The organism is Mangrovimicrobium sediminis (assembly GCF_004745945.1).
In the GTDB taxonomy this organism is placed as follows: Bacteria; Pseudomonadota; Gammaproteobacteria; order Pseudomonadales; family Halieaceae; genus Mangrovimicrobium; species Mangrovimicrobium sediminis.
In genome coordinates this window covers 189257-206870 of record NZ_SRLE01000011.1, presented here as the reverse complement: position 1 = coordinate 206870, position 17614 = coordinate 189257, and the positions used below count along the sequence as shown (strand labels likewise).

Here is a 17614-nt window from a genome sequence, read left to right as displayed (position 1 = left end):
TATGGCAGAGAAAGACGAGATTATTGATAGCGTAAATGCAAGTCGCGGAAAAGCAACCCCCTACTTCCGCATAGTACCCTCTGGAGTTATCGAAAGGGACGGGGTCAAGCACTTCCGGGCAACTGTGCTTCTGACTCCAGACAAAGACGGGGATGGCAAGCTTGAATACCCGCTCGAAGAGTGGCCAGAACAAGTCATCACCGCGGTCAAAGAAGGATTTAGGGGTTACGTCGGTGATGCCGCAGAACCATGGTCAATACCATTGACGATGTACTTGTCCGATAACGGCAGCGGAGCATTTCGCTCTCAAATTGATCTAGGGAGGAAAGTTGATTTCCTAGGTAAAGCTAAGAGACTACGAGCAACGTTCTCGGCACCTGGCTCACCGCAAATAGCAACTGAGATATGGCAAAAGTCGCTAAGCGAAGGCGCAACGGCTGGGTCTAGTGTTTGGGACGAGCTACTCGAGAAAACCTCTGGGTCTATCGCTGGTTCTACTGTTCTAGTAGGAGACCCCCTCCTTAAAACTACTGGCGGCTCGAGCCCAACTGTCGAGTTGGGCAGCCAAGGTCAAATCGTGCAAAAGATGGCGGCTGGAGGGGACAAAACTGTCGACAGTGTTCTTCGAAACCCTCACAGCAGTCTCGCGCTCATTCTAGAAATGCAAAGAGCGGAAGAATTGCTCACTTCGATAACCGAAGCTTTTGGCAATAAGAATGCCCACTTGGCTTCAGAGTATCAAATGCTCTTGCGTGAAGCCGAAAAGTTGAGGTCGAATCCTGAATTTATTTATCGAATAGCGAGATCTAACCAGAGGGAAAACGATTGTACTGCAGACTTTAAAGCCGCTATCTGTGAACAGAAAAAACTGGACTATAAGGAACTCCTCTCTGCGACTGATCAACAACGCGCAATCGCGCGTACATATTTTGATTCTTACTCCAAATCAAGCAATGTAATCAATGCAAGTGTGGCCGTAGAAGCGCCACTAGCTGAACGATGGTCTTCCTCGGATGACCTTCGATCTACGACTGTTCGTGAGAGAGCAATGGAAAGCGAGATGGAGGCGTTCTCATACTCAACGTGGCCACAGTATGCAGAACAGAATGATCCTTGCTCTAATATTTTGAGCTTTACGGACGAAGAGGAAGAACAGAAGCCGCTCCAAGTATTCTTTACTATGCAAAGTACTCCGACCGTATCCAGGCTGTCTGCGCTCGCGATTGACGTAGAGATTCCGCTACCTAGTGTCGCCTCCGAAGCCTTAAGCGCGGTCGAAAATAGTGCAACGGGCGAGACATGGCTCTACCTGTTAGTCGGTACGCCATTAAGCGACTCACTAGCCGCGACCAGAAGGTCTGCAATGACGTTGACCAAGCTTGGATTCAATAAAGACCACGAGCCGATACATTTTTGGCCTACCACAGCCGACGAGTACATTCATCACAAATCAAATTCGCATCACAATATTGAAAGTAGAGTGATGCAGTACAATGGCTTTGTTCTGATGGGATCGAGTGTACCTGATTCATCGGGACAGTCGGGAAGTGCAAGATTCGACCTTTCCAGTATTGATGTGCGCAGTGCTACTGAACTGGAGCTCCAAAGGCGCCTGACTCGGAAAAGCGACGCAATGTACGCCTTAGCGCAAGGTAACAGTTTAGCGCCCAATCCCCCTAATTCACGTGCTTCCACTTTCAACACTTCAGGTCTAGTACTACTAGATCGCGCCGCCCAACTAGCTGCAACTCGAAAACTAGCTTCACGCCACCATAAGCGAGAACAAAACGGGCGTAATCCAAATACCCGATACGTCATACTCGACGCTGATGATTTAACAGCTGGACACCAGCTTTATGTGGGCATACCCAAAGATAGGCAAGACCTCCGAGAAGGAGGTTCCGAATGGCGATCTCTGGTAAATCGGGTGATCGACTTCGGCACCTCGGGAGAGACCGGCTTGGCGGATAGCGCGGCCAAATTGCTTGATAGTCTTGTAGGCAAAAGCTCGGACAGCGATCGCCTCGCGCTCGATAGAGCTAATCTCGGCACTCAAAGCCGTTTACTCCCAAGTAACTACACCCCTGATGGTTTACTTGGAGATCAGGGACGGGTAGAAGCGGTTATTGATGAGGCCATTTGTCAGTGGGACGGTGATCCAATGGGGCTTAACTCCAGCCTCGGTCGAAAATCTTCTGAATCAGAGAATCACTGCACCAACGCGGCCGATGCCTTTGTGTTTGGAAGAACCCTCAGCTTACCAAGTCGCAAAAATAGGCATGTGAACAAAAAAGACCTTCCTATGCATTTAAGATACGGCGTGCCCTATCGATTCGCTATGCCTATAGTCTACGCCGGTGGTTGGTCTGTGCCCACGACGGACATTGACGATACAGATAGGCGGTTAAGTCACAAGGTATGCTACCCCCCCTTGCCTGAAGGACGAGGCCTCCCATATTTTCGTTTTTTGAGGCAGACCCGACTATCCCCACCTCAAGTTCTCATTCCGGACGATGCTGTTCCCACTAGTCATGGCGATATGGGTCCAGAAGATGCGAGCCAATTAGTAATACGTTCGGTGCTAGATGTTCAACCCGGAGTAACTCTCAATGATGAAGAGAAAAAGGAGTACGATGAATTAAAAAGGTCAAGAAAGGCGCCAGCGAGATGTGTCCGTATTCTATTCCCTCCTCCGCTTGACTTCGAAGATGTCGTTCGACATGGCGTCTACGATAATGACAAAAGCCAAAAGCTGATCAAAGGCTGTTTGAGAGCATATTCCTACATTACGGATGAAGGTAAATTCCCAGTCGCGCTGACCAAACGAATGAAGGGATTTAACGGATTGTATCATTTCGTTAGCCGGGAGGTAGTTAGCAATCCCAAGGAAGATGAACTCAATGAGAATATTACAATCGGAGATCCGGTGATCAGCACGAAGTATCCGGAAACTAGGGGCTATTTCGCCGATCCTAAAGCGCGCGCAGTCACTTTTGCTCTGCGCCGACCAGGTGAGAAAGAGTATTTGCCACAAACTCTGACGATACCTATGTTCGGTGATTCAGATTTGTACGAAGTGGAGCCGATGGCAATAGAGGTTCGCTCAAGGAGAATTAGCAAGAAAGATGGGAGCCAAAACGTCAATATTCTACTTAGCGCTGAAAACATCAAGACTCAGATTAGCGGGAGAGAGCACAAATTCGCTGGTGTCCGGGTGGCACTTCTCCCAGGCGAAAGCTACGAGTTGGATATGTGGTGTGTTCCATCGGCTCAAGATTTAGCCAGAGAATTTTCTATTCTTCAATCATTAGCTATAAGGGTGTCCGGTGATGCTTCCTCCAGAAAAGAAATATCAGCCGATGATGTCATCGAAGGCCTTGCCAAAGTACTTGGACCATTCAACCGAAGTATTGCGGAGGCACTCAAGAGAATTCAATTGTCAGCGGTAGTGCCAAAAGACACTTGCTTTGTCGGTCCTGGTGGCTATGTGGTACCAGAGATGGAATTCTTAGTGAAGCTTGCCGAGTTGATCCGCGAAGTGATGCTCACTCACCCCCTAGGAGAAATTGCAGCAATAAAAACAGTCACCGTCACACATGCGGCGAACCGGCCTCAAGAGCCCCCTATTCTAGCTGGCCCGTTGGCAGCAAAGGAGCCTCTGATTAGGTCCGCGGGGCTAGTACCGGAGAGCGTTCGCGACAATTTGGACCTTGTTGTATCGCGAGAATCCGAGTCATCCGAGAAACCCATTGAAGCCGAGATTACTTCAAATGGATCTGCAGGAAACGGCTATAAACGTGTGATTGAAGATACTACGGCGTTCCAAATACAAGGTAAGCTCGAGATAGATCTAGACACGACAGACGGCTTTGAATTGATCGCCCGCACTGTTCTGCCGGGATCAGACATCTTCGACGACTCCGGTAGAAGGCGTAGCTTAGGTGATCGCTTATCCGGTCGTTGGCCAAAAGTGGACGAGCAATGCGAGGCGGCAAGTTCCAATGATGCAAAACACCTTAGCGCAGAACAAGTTTTTGGGTTTTCTATCACTAGAGATGGAAGCGTATTCCATCGTTCCTCCGATGTGTCTCTGCTGCGAGTTGAAGGACTAGATGCATCGAGCCTACCCAACAACTCCTCGATTGGTAGTGATGGACGAAGCGTAATAGAGCTTGGACAATTCTTCCGCGAAGAGACTGGAGGGCCGGATAGCTGGCGAGTAACCAGTCGCCACACATTCCCCGACGGTAAAGCTCGATTGCTAGAGATCACTCCCAGGATATTTTGCCGCTCATTAAACGCAATGACATCCATTCGCCGGGTTACGACCAAGGGAGACAAATACGTGTTTCTCCCTAGGGAACCTGTTCCGGGCAAACACGCAGTTACCATTGGAAAGACAAAGGCCGCACTCCTACCAGCTACAGTAAGGCCGACAAAATGTGATGTGTCTGACAAGATTCCTACGGTCACCTTCAGTTGGAAGTGCGAGGAAGCCGGCTCTGGCATGCATCGAAAAATGCGGATCAGAAGGATGGCAAATATTCATATACGACTCGGACGCGAATGGTTTTCCTCCGGGTTGTTTGAACGCGTTGGTCTGGTGGTGTGGCCCCCATACCTACGGACACCGGAGGATGATGGAAACATTGACGAAGATTATGTGCCATTACGGCATGGTCCGGACGATGACGATCCAGAGTTGATGGTATTACGGGATTTCCAAGATAGCGACTTGGGGCCGGGTGGAGCCTTCGTTACTCGGCTCGGCAGTGATCCAATTCGCGGTACCACATACGATGTCGATATGGGTAAAATTGGAGCCCCGGGCGTCTTTCTCCCGCTAAAAGCATTTCGTGACCTAGAGAGTGGTAACGCACTGTTCGAAAGCGCCTTGAAAATGCCCTTCGGCTCCGCTACAGACTCGAAAGAGCATGGTGTTGAGGATCTAATCTCTGACTCACTCATAGTAGGTGTCGTACACTATGAACCGAAGTTCGACCCAGACAACGAAGAGTGGTACGTGGATGTGGAAATCGACCCTGGTTACTTACCAGAACCGTTCGTACGTCTAGGTTTAGTGCGGTACCAGCCCTATACGCGCCCTGATCTTAAACTATCACAGCCAGTGACCCAGTGGATTCAGATCATGAATGAACGAATCACCGAGCTGAGCATTAAAGATAGCAAGGTACATATCTTAGTCCAGGGATTGGCGACTTTGAACATGAAGCCGCTCCTCGATAACGAGCTCGAGCAGGAGTACAGGGGTCCTATCATGCGAGTTCAGCTCTTCAGTGAAGTCTTTTCAAGCAACGGGGTGACTCACAGAAATCACATCCCCCTAATAGGTAATGGGGGCCAAGCGATGACGGCTAGGGAAGGTTCACGGCCAAGCCTCAGAATGACCAGGGCTGACTGTGGTGATGCGCGTCGCACTACTTGCCAGTGGGAAGTTTCAATTGAGCTCCCAGCCGCTTTTGATCCAGCTGCTCGCTATGTGGTTCACATTGAAGAAATTGAGTTTCGACGTCCCACCGAGTATCCAATAGAGCCAATATCTACAGAGATTCTTGAGGGACTTGACTACTTTGAGGAATCGGGACCTAGGTTTCAGTGTGATCTCGACATCACTGAGTACTTTAAGACACTGGACGTTTCGGTGTAGGGAATTTGACTAGCAGTTTGACTCACTTTAGTTAAGAAAGTTGGCCAGAAGTGTCACTCGAACCCGGGGAAGTCCAGTTGCCACGAAATACCTCGGGAGGCTCCGTGATCTCCCAATCGGGTTTGCTCGCTTTATCGCAATTATCTCGATGGTCCTTGCTTTAGATAGCGATACTTCAAGTGAATGCACTTAGTTGGTCTAGCGCTCAGCAATCAATTTATCAATGGAGATGATAGAGATGCTAGCCAAGCCGCCAGAACCAGATGGTGTCAGCATCCGGATATTCCGCATGGACAGCTCTTGAGCCATTCCACAGATCAATGTGGCCAGTAGCGAGAACTATTGACTTAAAGTCTTCCAGTAGCTGCTCAAGCCCGCGCAGCTCATCATATATTTTTGATAGTACGAGCCCGCCCTCAAAGTAGACGCTTAAAATCAAAGACTTAAAAATTGGGCTGGCGTGGGGTGGCATGAAAATACGCGTGCGTGGTCCCATGGTGGTCCCAAAATTCAGCCCCGAATCGAGCCGCCCAAGCCCCCGGGCTTCGTTAAGGTAGGTACTGGCAAAGCCTCCTAGGCACGCCGTCATCCACACGAAACCCGTCGCACCTAACCACCACAGCACGAGTCGCCCATTCTCGATTGTAGCCCTGTCGTAGTCACGCTTTTCAAGCGAGGTTCCCTGGTACCACTTTGAATATAAATTTGACACCCAATAGCTCAACCGTGCTCTACATCATGTAGTCATGCCTGATCGATCTAGGTACTCGCGCATTTAATGCGAGCATAATTCCTGGTCGATGACGAAATGGCACTGCGAAAGAAGTCCTGCCAGCTAAGTTATTCGGTGCGCTTCAGCCTCTACCAAAAGCTGTCCAATCTGACCTTGCTCTCTACTAGTTGCTAGATTCCAGAAATAAACAATAAAGAATATCGCCAATGCACCTGCCGCGCGGATTGTAAATCCGCCGAGCTCTCCCTGAAGGTTCAAGACTCCGGGGATCACCGCACCAATTGCTCCCGCGGACAGTGCAAGTACGATCCGGAAAGTGATCTCTTGCATGGGTGTTGGGTCCTTGAGCCATACCGTGAGGGCCAATAGAACAGTTATGAATACGAAGCCGAATGTCACTGCTATCCACTTTTCTGCCGTCATTTTCTCAATCCTCATTTGACCGGCGCGTAGCCTATTTTGTCGCTTCTCGTCATCGAATCCAGATGTCGGCAACCCGCGCTTCTGGAACTCATCTCTCAACTCGGTACAATGCTCGGGATATTCAATTCTGACCATTCCCTGCATCATCCAATAAGCATCGTCGGGAGGTTGAAAGCGTTTCTGAATGCAACCCCCAAACTCTCTGATTCTCTTCCAAGAAAGTCCCTGTAGTGCAAATAACTGGTAAGGACAGCCCTGCATGATCCGGCAAGTGACAATCGCCAAACTTCATCTTCCTGTGCGCGCAGATAAGAGCTTTCGGCTACCCACTTTTCAACCCTCGAAGAGTAGCGAACTGCCGACTGGTGTGCCTCCTGGACGAGTTTGGTTCGTTCCTCGACTGTACCGCGCGATCTCTCTGCGCTTTCAATACTTCCGAGAATATTCAAAAAATCCTGCTTACAAGACTCTATCTCCTCTTCCGCAGCTCATATAGCCGTGAAATCGTTTGGCATCCTACCTGCCCGTACCTGAAGTCTTGCCCGTACCTAAAGTCCCCAGCAATCCATCCAGGTCCGAATTGTCTGTTGTAAGGTGGTCCACCTCGAGATCTGGAAAGTGACGCATTATTATGTACTCAACTTCCTCAACTCTCGGAATCGACTCTAGTGATTCGATATCCGCCAAGACTTCGTCAATTTTTTTCATCGACATTTTCGCCAGATCGCTCAAGAATCCTTCGCAAAAGTTTCTGTTGTTGAGTGGACATCGTGTTTCTCCCTATTCCTGAATTACAGACCTGCCTGAGATTTGGTAAACCAAACCCTGCACGTAGACATCCCTGTTGCTAGGAGATTCATCCGTCAACCTTGTCTTGATATGAGAATCGCCCCGGATCAGGCGCATGGTTTCGATTTCCTTTACCGTAGCGAAGTCCAACAAATAGCTTTCCGCATTGAGTTCCAGTGAGCTGCAACCCATCCATTCTTCGTCATTACGCCGCCTCGGAAAAGACCCCGGTCAGTGCTAGTTTAGGCAATAAGTTCTCACAATATGACAGGCGTTCTCAAACTCACTTTGGTACAACCCTGTTCAATTCTGCGGCGCTAAGTGTGTCGTGCTCTTGTAGCATCTCCCTAACGTCATGCAGGGCTGCCTGCGCATGCACCTTATCGCCTCCCATAGTAGAAAAACTCCAGATTGTGCCTGCTTGCGTCAACACAAACCCACCGACGCAAATTAGTGCAGGAAGCCCAGTTACTGCGCTTGGGTTACAGCCGGCTAGAGTCATCCCGTACCCGGTATAATGAAAGGCAACCGTTACAGCTGCCTGGATTTCAGCACTAGTTGTAGCGTCAGCTAGTCGCTATTCTGCAGCTTGAATCTTGGTAAGATAGGTTTGGCGCGCTGTTTTCCATTTGGCCAAATCAGCAAGTTGAGTGTCCGAAATATCTAGAAGATTGTGGACATAGATGTCTGCGCGATAATGCTCCAGCATGCCACATTGCATGCCTCCGAAAGCTTTGGTATCGAAAGCCTCTGGTACCACGACTGAAGTATTGATGATGAACGACTGATTGCAGTTTTGCGCATGCGCCGTGGCTGCAAAAAAAGCAGAGAAGACCAATATCACCATTCTGAAAAACACCACGTTCCTACTCCTCACATGCCGGACTGAAAAATATCCGGCGAACGAATCTACCTATCAGGTAATAAGGGCCTACAAACCGCTTTGGATTCTTCTCTGCTGGAACAGTGCCGTACATTCTGCAACTCCCTTGCATTTTTGTCTAACAATCTGGCTGAGTTGGTCGGCAGGTGGTTGGTGGTCTTGCAATTAACTAGACTTCCAAAGCTAGTTGGGAGGCATGGCAAAGTTGATCATCATAACCTCGCTCATGGCGTCGTCGGTACGATCTTGAATAACATTGGCGTCGTCTGGTTCGCCCAGGGCGACGACCTTCTCGGCAATGATCTGAAAATCCAACAGCAGCCGCTCTTGCTCCGCACTAGGCCGGATCTGCGGCACTTCTCCCTGCGATAGAGCGGCCTCCCAAACTGGAACTCTGTTGGCCAATGCGCCAATGCGCACCCCGATATATAAGACGATCGACTGGAGAACGGAGCACCCACCAGAACGGCAGGCATAGTAGAACATGCGATCCGCAGCGCGTCGCTTGTGCCAGTCGTTACCTGCCTCCACGCAAGCGACATCGTGAACGATGGAAGCGCGGCGGTAATTGCCAGTGTAGGGTGAGCCGACGGTCGACCATAGCGGCTTGGGTATGCTGGCACCGTCAACAATTGTGCCGCTGGGAGCCTGCCAGATCTTACCGTCTGGGTCGCGATACCAGAAATCTTCCAGCAGCATCATGTCGTGATCCGTACCACGTTCAGTCAGCCAGCGCGCGTCTGGTTCGCCTGAGAATGGCGTTTTACCGTTTGTGCTTTCATTTGACATCCCAGACCCTGTCATTGAGATGTCATCTTGCGTCCCGCGGCATTGTTCGCCTTCCTCGTGCTGATGCAGGTCCATCGCCTCGTCGATGGAGCGCAGCACCGCCTCGGCATCGTCGGGTGCCCATTCGGGCACAGCGGGTTGATCAATGCTGAGTAGCTCTGTATCGGACAATTTACTCGCGGCGATATTTTTTTCGCAAAGATTAAGGAATGCGCCCCAATCGATTACCGCCCCGGCGCGGATCACACTGGGGCAATTCTTGCCGGACCAGTCATGATGTTGCTTCATGCAACCGGGGAAAGTGAGGCCCAGCTTTTTTATGCAGAAGGCCACTAGTTTCGCAGCATTAGAATAGCCTTTCGCATCATCCATGTCCGAGTTCATGCAAATTTCGACACCGATGCTCGAGGTATTGCCTCTACTTGCATGAAAACCCACCTCATCGGTCGGCAAGTGCTGATAGACCCCTTTGTCATCTACTGTGTAGTGCCAGGATACCATTCGCTTCACTGCATCTTCGCTTCTCACATAGCGGTTATGCGCGGCTGCATTCGCGCCGGATGTTGTGTTGTCGGTGTTGTGGATTGTGATGTAACTCGCAGTCAACGGCGTTTGAGGTCGGGTCGGAAGACTGGTCGGAATATAGTCTTGGATGATATTTACCAACGCTAATCTCCTCCATTTTGCAAAACATCAGATGGTGTTAACAGAAGTACCGTTGAAAATTCCCGCAGACGATATTCCACGTGGAACGAGTAAACTATCTGACATATCTCGAAAGTCATTACCAGGATCTCTCAATACCGTGTCGAATACATAAAAGGGCCAAGAAATAGACACCCACTAAAATAAATGCCAGGTAGTGCAATTGGATTTGCATGATTTCGGCAGGCTGGTCGTCACGATACCTGCCAAGTTCACTCCAGCGTGTGTCCTTGACGAGTGCTTGCCTAATGCGATCTTTAAGTCCCTGCGAAACGCCGGCTTCGAAAATCGCAATTAATGCACCCTGCCCGAGAACGCCCAAGATTTCAGTTGAAATGGGAATATCAAGCGCTCCCTTCATCTTTGGCATACCTGCTGGATGCATAAGACTCGTCGGGCCCGGGGTAGTACTGAAAACACGCGCCGTCTGTTGAGCAGTCAAAAGAACAATCGACCAGGTTACCGACTGAAGACGGGAAATACTTACTCCCTGGCTTTTTCTATAAGGACATCCACCGATCTGTCGTTGAGCGACACTCCAAATGCGCTGGAACACGTCGTCGTAAAAAGCGGGAACGATCTCAACGCCTTCATCTCGGAGCTGATTTTGGAATAATGGGTATTGATGGACGGCTTTTCGAAGACCGGTTGCGGCGGTAGACTCTTGCTGCATCCAGCCGACACTGAATTCATCAATGCCATGAATCAAGAAGACGTAATTTTTGGCCATGAGAACAATCGTCCATGAAATTGTAGTTCTACATCGGCGCCGATTCACCAATCGGCTAAGACTAGGTATAGCGTACATCTTAAGATTGGACAAATTATGTCAGCTTACTGTATCCGATCAACCCGATTCGGATATTCGCTGTTGGAACGTGTTTAGGATTCTTCCACTTACAGCTACCGAACTCACAAACCAGTTGGTATCAATTCGGCCTATGGTTCATCTCGAGTTCAACCTCCTAGCCACCGGACAAAATTAATTATATTTCATAGAGTTACAGCTCAAGAACTATGAATTTGGCCGGGCATGAGGTCGTACACGCTGTCATGAACAGAGAACTAACCCGTGAAGAACTCTTCCTCCTCGATTGGTGTCGTCCCTCGCAGGAGGTGGCGCGCGATCTGGGAATATCAGACCTGGTACCCTGCAAGCACTGCAAGAAGTTTCGGCTACTCAAGCAACCACCTTCGTATTGGCCAGGGATACCAATCACGTTCACTGCAGTAGAAAGCAAAAGAGCCAAACGCGCCCTGCCTAGCAGACGGGTAGCCAAAAACTTCCCCTACATCCTTGCAACGAGAGGCCTTTTTGCGTACCCCACTAGAATTTAACAGGTGCCACGAAGATCGCCTAAAAAATCTGACTTCTCACTAAATGGGACTTATACGCGGCATCAGAATTGAGTCGTGGTCTTTGCTTCAAGAACGCGACGTTTTATCTGAATACACTTATTGACGTAAACCCATAACGATCAAAGGTCGTGGAAATATTACTAACCAAGCCGCCAGAACCAGATTGTGGCGGCGTCTGGATACTCCGCATGAACTGCTCCTGAACCATTCCACAGATCAATGTGCCCAGTCGCGAGAATTAGCGACTTAGAATTCCTCGTGAGCCCATCATAAATTTGTGAAAGTGCGAGCCCGCCCTCAAAATAGACGATTCCTTTCCAACTGGGTTTGTTGGCCCAACCTGTGGCATCAATTGCCCCACTATTCTGGCTTTTGGTCACTCTGGCCATGCCATCAGCGTTCCTTACTCGCCCATGTGGGCAGTAGTTAACGTTTGACGCTGATGGGAGTGAATAGCCCGCACTTATGACGGCATCCGACAGGTTTAGTGCACAGCAAAGAACGCTGGCAGATTTGCAGCCTTGTGGATGATTGAACTCACACCCGGACACGATGCAGCCAATCTCCTTGAACTTGGCTTCGACCTTATCGTATTTCCAATCCTTAGTTGATGACATTGAAGGCTATCCTGTCGTTATCTTTGCGAGCAAGTGAAGGTCTCGCTCTGGTGGCTCGGAATTACAATTCTATGCAATCAACACTATCTCAGAAAAACTCTTCGAAAGGTAAGCATGAATAAGTCTAGACAAAGTCGCATTGATGGCAAGGAAGTATCCTGGATGTTGAGCAAGTTTGCGATATCCTGTCATCCGCGATTTACAGGCACGACTACCCCGCTCCCGATGATCATCTGGTCCTATTAGAGAAAATCTACCTCGGCAGTGATACAGGGGGCCCTCTCACCGCGGCCAAAGCCATTTGCAAGAAACTCGAAGACGATATGGAGAAATGGGAGCTCGCGTTGTCGGCGGAACGGGAGGCTATTTGCGGCGAGGCGCTAGGACTAAGGATCGGCGACACGATCCTCACGGAGTCTCGCGGCAAAACACTGCGGCTAAAAATTGAGCAGATAAGCGCCTACGTATACAAGGAGAAGTTGAACTTCCACATATCCGGCAAACGGTACCGGAAGGATGGCGTGCTGGGTAAGCGAGACGAAACCATTTGTCTACGAACCGACTGTGATTTTAAAAAATCATCGAAGGTCCAATAACCCCGAAGGCCGGTATACTCAGAAGACTGCCAATCTCGATGAAATAGTAACCGCATGTCCAGTGAGTCTTTCCCCCACAATCAGACCCTCGACATATTTGCCGCCGATGCCCCTGAAGATCGGTTGGTCGATTCCGGTTACCCGGCGCCCGATCGTTTTCCCCTCAACCTGGACGGGCTAAAAGTCGAGAATGTGGTGCTCTCCGATCTTCGGAGCAGCGCCGCCCCTTTGATTATCACTGGCTTCGCCAGTATCGACCGCCTCATCGATTTCTGCTGCGACCATTGCAGCTCAGGCGACGCCGTGGTGCGACTCTTGATCGGGCACGAGCCGTTTCCGTCACGCCGCAGTACGTTCACCGTCAACCGGGCGGACCTGACCACGGAGGCTGAAGCCTATTGGTTAAACCAGGGGATCTCCCTCCTCTATTCTGCCAAGGTCATCGAGATGGTAAACCTACTGAAGTCTGGCAGGATTGAGGCGCGCTACATGCCAGGGCATCGCCGCCTGCATGCCAAGATCTACAGTGGTGAGCCGGGTATTACCGTTGGCTCCTCCAACTTCACCGAGCCTGGCTTGCGGACCCAGATCGAGGCCAATGCGCGGTTCTCAGCCACAAAGGAGTCCAAGCGCTACCGCGAACTGACAGCGATCGCGCAGAACTACTGGGAGCGAGGTGTCAGCTATCAGGAGCAATTGATCGCCCTGCTGGAGAAGCTGCTTCGCGTAGTCAGCTGGGAAGAAGCCCTGGCCAGAGCCTGCGCCGAGCTGCTGGAGGGCGAATGGGCGGAGAAGTACCTGCAGGGAGACTATCTGACAGCCGCCGGCAATCTCTGGCCCTCACAAAAGCAAGGCATTGCCCAGGCGCTCACCGTGTTGTCGAACCAGGGGAGCGTGCTCATTGCCGATGCCACAGGCGCGGGCAAAACGCGCATGGGCACCTATCTGATCGGCGCAGTTCAAGACCAGATCGTGCGCTCAGGTCGTATGCGCCAGGGCAAGGCCATTATGGTCTGCCCGCCTGCGGTGGAAGAGAACTGGATAAGAGAATGCAGTCAGAACAGTGTTTCTCTGGAAACCTTCTCGCACGGGAAATTGAGTCACAAGCGCGCTCGACGGCACGAGCTGACAATTGATGCCCTGCGCCGGGCCCAGATATTGTGCGTCGATGAGGGGCACAATTTCCTGAACTTCAAATCCAACCGGACCCAGGAACTCCTGCGGAATATGGCCGACCATGTCGTCCTGCTGACAGCGACCCCGATCAACCGCAGCATCGTCGATCTGCTGCGGATTGCCGACATGCTCGGCGCTGATAACCTGTCGCCATCAATCCTCCAGGCCTTTGACAAAATGCTGGGCACGAAAAGCATCAACCGGCAGTTGACCGAACCGGAACTGGAGGAGTTACGCAAGGAAATTCGTCGCTTCACGGTCAGACGAACCAAGCGGCAATTGAACAAGCAGATCGAGAAAGACCCCCTCGCCTACCGTGACCAGGATGGCAGACCCTGCAGATTCCCGGATCATTTGCCCAAGGTATATGCCCTCGATGAGAGTGCGTCCGACCGCGCTTTGGCGGAGGAGATCCAATCGCTCACCGACGAGCTCTATGGGGTGACACATTTCTTCAAGCCCATTGAGATGCCGGCCATATTACGCAACCAGGGCGTGTCAGAGTCTCGCTATCTCGAAGGCAGGCTGCATTCGGCAAAGAAGCTGGCCCGCTATATCGTCATGGCCTCCCTTCGATCCTCACGGGCGGCGCTACTGGAGCATATCGAAGGCACCGCAGCTGCTATCGACTACTTTCAGCTGGATCAGTTTCATAAAGGCAGCAGCACCGGAAACGTTCTAGCGCAATTGAACAAAATTGAGGGCCGGGTACCGGAGAACAAGCTCGCTATCGCACTCCCGGACTGGCTGACATCCCCTGAAGCACACGCCAAAGCGAGCCGACACGACCAATCGATCCATCGCCGTATTGCAGAATGTGCACGAAAAATGAGCGATGCCAGGGAAAGGACCAAGGCCAACAAACTGGTTGAACTGCTCGATCACCATGCGCTGATTCTCGCCTTTGACAGCCGCCCCATTACTCTGGCGTTCATCGATCAACTTCTGAGGATACAAGGCCGCGCAGAGACGATTCTGGCATTCGGCGGTGCCGGTACTGAACGCGACAAGATTCTCAAACACTTCGCGAGAGGTTCACATACCCGGGGAATCGTCGGATTGTGTTCGGACAGCATGTCGGAGGGCGTGAACCTGCAGCAAGCATCCTGCCTGGTGCACCTGGATATGCCGAGCGTCGTCCGCATAGCCGAGCAGCGCGCCGGCCGCGTAGACCGTATGGACAGTCAACACAAGGCGATCGAAATCTGGTGGCCCGAAGATGCTGAACAATTTGCGCTGCGCTCCGACGAGCGTTTCATTGAGCGGTATGAGACCGTTGAGCAACTGCTCGGGTCCAATATGCCGCTCCCGGAGTCGATGCGGACCGTACAGAGTGATGTGGTCCATGCCCGCGATATGATCCACCTGGCGGAGACAGCTGACCACCACTGGGACGGGATCGATGATGCCTTTCAGCCAGTGCGTGCGCTGGTGGAGGGCGAACACGCGATCGTGACCGAGGAGGTGTACGAACATTATCGTCACACGCGCGAGAAGGTGTTGTCCCGTGTCAGCCTGGTCAGTGCCAAGAATCCCTGGGCGCTATTCTGCGTCACTGGTGGCAGTTTCGGTGCGCCCCGCTGGGTACTGATCCCCGAGCGTAGATCCAGACCCATTACCGAGCTCAGTCTCATCACAACGACTCTCCGAGAAAGGTTGACACCCAACACTGAAAACAAAAAGCTGGATGAAAAAAGCAGCCATGTCCTTCAACACTTTCTGGAATCACTCGCGGACAATGAAATAAGCTTGCTTGCCCAGAAAAAGCGACGGGCGCTTGAGGAACTCAGCTACGTCATTCAAAAGTTGCTGACCATCACCGGTGAACAGAAGGCGATCGACCACCTACTTCGCCTAAAGGCCTTGTTGGAGTCACCCAGCAATGATCACCAGCCAGACTGGGAAGAGGTCGCATCCCGGTGGTTGGATATGATCAGGCCAGTTTGGTTCGAGCGCCTGAGCGGTAGACGGAACAAGCCGCTGTTACTCAAAGATATTCGCAAGGACCTTCTTGCGCGTCCGGAATGGCTAATTCAATCCCTGGAGGAGAACTTTAGGGAATTTCCGCTGTTGCCAGGTATTGAAGAGCGCATCAAAGCCTGCATTATTGGTGTCAGTTGAAACCAAGGAAGAACCGCTTACGAACAATCCAGTAATCATCCCTGGAGCAGCATTAAAAATATGGACCTACCCGAAATCCAAAATGAGGTTATGCGTAAGATTGGTAGAAATGTTCTTCTCTATCAACAGGTCGAGTACGTCCTCAAATATTTGGTAAGCCATGGACGCATCTCAGGCGACGAAAATACGCTCATGTCGCGTCACGAAAAGAGAATAAAATCGGTTTCCAAGCGAACGATGGGAACGGTTGCTGGTGATTTTTTTAACGAAATATTTGGCGATGATGAGTCTCCTGATAGTCAATCGGAAGACCCAAAGAAAATACACCTCTCAATCGCTTTTCGTATAGAGACTGAAGAAGAACATTTCGAACTACGGCGAGACAAAATAGCTGAACTAGTTGCCGACCGGAATGAATTGATACACCATCTCATTCCAAGACTTAACACCGAATCCATTGATACTTGGACCGAGACAGATCGACTTCTTGACCGTCAAAGAGAAAAGATTCTGCCGGAGCTGGAGTATTTACAATCTATCGCAAAGCAATTTTCGGATTTGAAGAAGGGACTTGGTGAATTTCTCTCGTCGCCCGAGGGTAAAATGCATCTTTTTGGAATCCCCGGTGATACGCAGTGATCGACAAAGCCCTATTTCTGGTCTTTTGAAGATTACTTTTTTCAATCACCGATTAGAACGTCAGGAAATTTAATGCCGATTCACCACTATCCAATCAGGCTCTGTCTGAGATGCCTAAGAAGTCCCGCGTTGACGGCACCAAAGTAATCGATGTTCAGCGCGCCTCTTTTCGACGTTATCAGGCAAGGAGAAGCTGTCGAGAAACGAACGCTTAGCCGCACGCAACGCGTCAATCTGGGCTTGAACTTCGGGAACTTTGCACCGTATCCGCTCCTGAGACTCGTACTCCTCTTTCCGCTTCTTGATCCTGGCTACCGCCTCCTTTGCTTCGACGAGCTTGCCCCCAACCGAAGTCACTTCTCGTTGTAGATCGCTCCGCGACAGGCCCTGCTTCTTTAGTTGGTACATGTATGTCCGGTCCGCCTTTACCTGTTTGATCTCACTAAATACCTCACTGATGGAGGACTTGTAAGCGTCAAGCTGACGAAAGCAGCTATCTAGTAAGCGTCTAATATCGCCGATTTCCGACCTGTAAGCCTGCACTCGCTCATAAGCGCGATCGCGGTCGTATTTTTCGCCATCCAGGTCTCCAAAGCTCTGACCGAACAATGAATGCTTCGGCAGTTCCTTGCCGGCGTTGCCAAAAAATGACCTTCTCGATCTACGGTACCAGGCGTCGATCCGGTCCTTGGCTGTATTGAGATCGCGATAGGCCGCATCCTTGCCACTGTGGGCGGCTGACTTGTCGGCCTTCAACGAATTTATTTCATCCCACAGACCGGATTTTGCGTCGAGAAGCTGGGACTTGCGGTGGTACAGTTCATCGAGCTCCACCTTGTAGCTGCGCAAAAAATACTCAAGCAGGCTCAGGACCTCGGACTGCTTTTGCGCTGCCTGTTTGACGCAATTCTGTGCTTCCTCCTGATCCCTGCCATAAATCTCAGTGGATCGCTCAAATATTGAGCGATTCAAACTAGCAAGCTTCGCCTGTAACGCGCTGTCACAATACTTTAGCGCGGCTTCCTGCTCATGGGCTTTACGGCACACCTGATCGTACCGCCTGAAATCCCAGGAGATCCGCAATTCTCGGATATAGGCGCCAACTTTATTAAACAT

The 17614-nt window shown here is 50.8% G+C and carries 9 protein-coding genes; 3 read left to right on the top strand and 6 right to left on the bottom strand.

Translation table 11 applies throughout. From position 1 onward, the window contains the following. Position 1: 1 nt before the first annotated feature. The gene (locus E4634_RS16145) at positions 2-5668 is read left to right on the top strand and encodes a hypothetical protein (RefSeq protein WP_135445686.1); all 5667 of its coding nucleotides are present in this window, start codon (positions 2-4) and stop codon (positions 5666-5668) included. Between the two features lie 835 nt (positions 5669-6503). On the opposite strand, the gene E4634_RS16140 is transcribed toward E4634_RS16145, so the two are convergent. The 5 genes from E4634_RS16140 to E4634_RS22180 form a co-directional block, all read right to left on the bottom strand. Continuing rightward, a complete protein-coding gene (locus tag E4634_RS16140; protein WP_135445685.1) occupies positions 6504-7109 on the bottom strand; it encodes a hypothetical protein in 606 nt (201 codons plus the stop codon). A 1081-nt stretch (positions 7110-8190) separates the two neighbouring features. Continuing rightward, positions 8191-8475, bottom strand: a complete 285-nt coding sequence (locus E4634_RS16135) for a hypothetical protein (RefSeq protein WP_135445684.1) — start codon at positions 8473-8475, stop codon at positions 8191-8193. Positions 8476-8679: 204 nt separating this feature from the next. Beyond that, positions 8680-9951, bottom strand: coding sequence for an N-acetylmuramoyl-L-alanine amidase (locus E4634_RS16130; protein WP_135445683.1), 1272 nt, complete (start codon positions 9949-9951; stop codon positions 8680-8682). A gap of 118 nt (positions 9952-10069) precedes the next feature. After that, complete coding sequence (locus E4634_RS16125) at positions 10070-10720, bottom strand: hypothetical protein (RefSeq protein WP_135445682.1); 651 nt, start codon at positions 10718-10720, stop codon at positions 10070-10072. 769 nt (positions 10721-11489) lie between these two features. Next, the gene (locus tag E4634_RS22180) at positions 11490-11966 is read right to left on the bottom strand and encodes a T6SS effector amidase Tae4 family protein (RefSeq protein ID WP_135445681.1); all 477 of its coding nucleotides are present in this window, start codon (positions 11964-11966) and stop codon (positions 11490-11492) included. A 650-nt stretch (positions 11967-12616) separates the two neighbouring features. On the opposite strand from E4634_RS22180, the gene E4634_RS16115 reads away from it, so the two are divergent. Both E4634_RS16115 and E4634_RS16110 read left to right on the top strand, forming a co-directional pair. Next, complete coding sequence (locus E4634_RS16115; protein ID WP_135445680.1) at positions 12617-15859, top strand: SNF2-related protein; 3243 nt, start codon at positions 12617-12619, stop codon at positions 15857-15859. Positions 15860-15919: 60 nt separating this feature from the next. After that, on the top strand, positions 15920-16498 hold the full coding sequence (locus E4634_RS16110) for a hypothetical protein (protein WP_135445679.1): 579 nt from the start codon (positions 15920-15922) through the stop codon (positions 16496-16498). A gap of 114 nt (positions 16499-16612) precedes the next feature. Here E4634_RS16110 and E4634_RS16105 read toward each other — a convergent pair whose 3' ends face one another. Beyond that, on the bottom strand, positions 16613-17614 hold the full coding sequence (locus E4634_RS16105) for a hypothetical protein (protein WP_135445678.1): 1002 nt from the start codon (positions 17612-17614) through the stop codon (positions 16613-16615).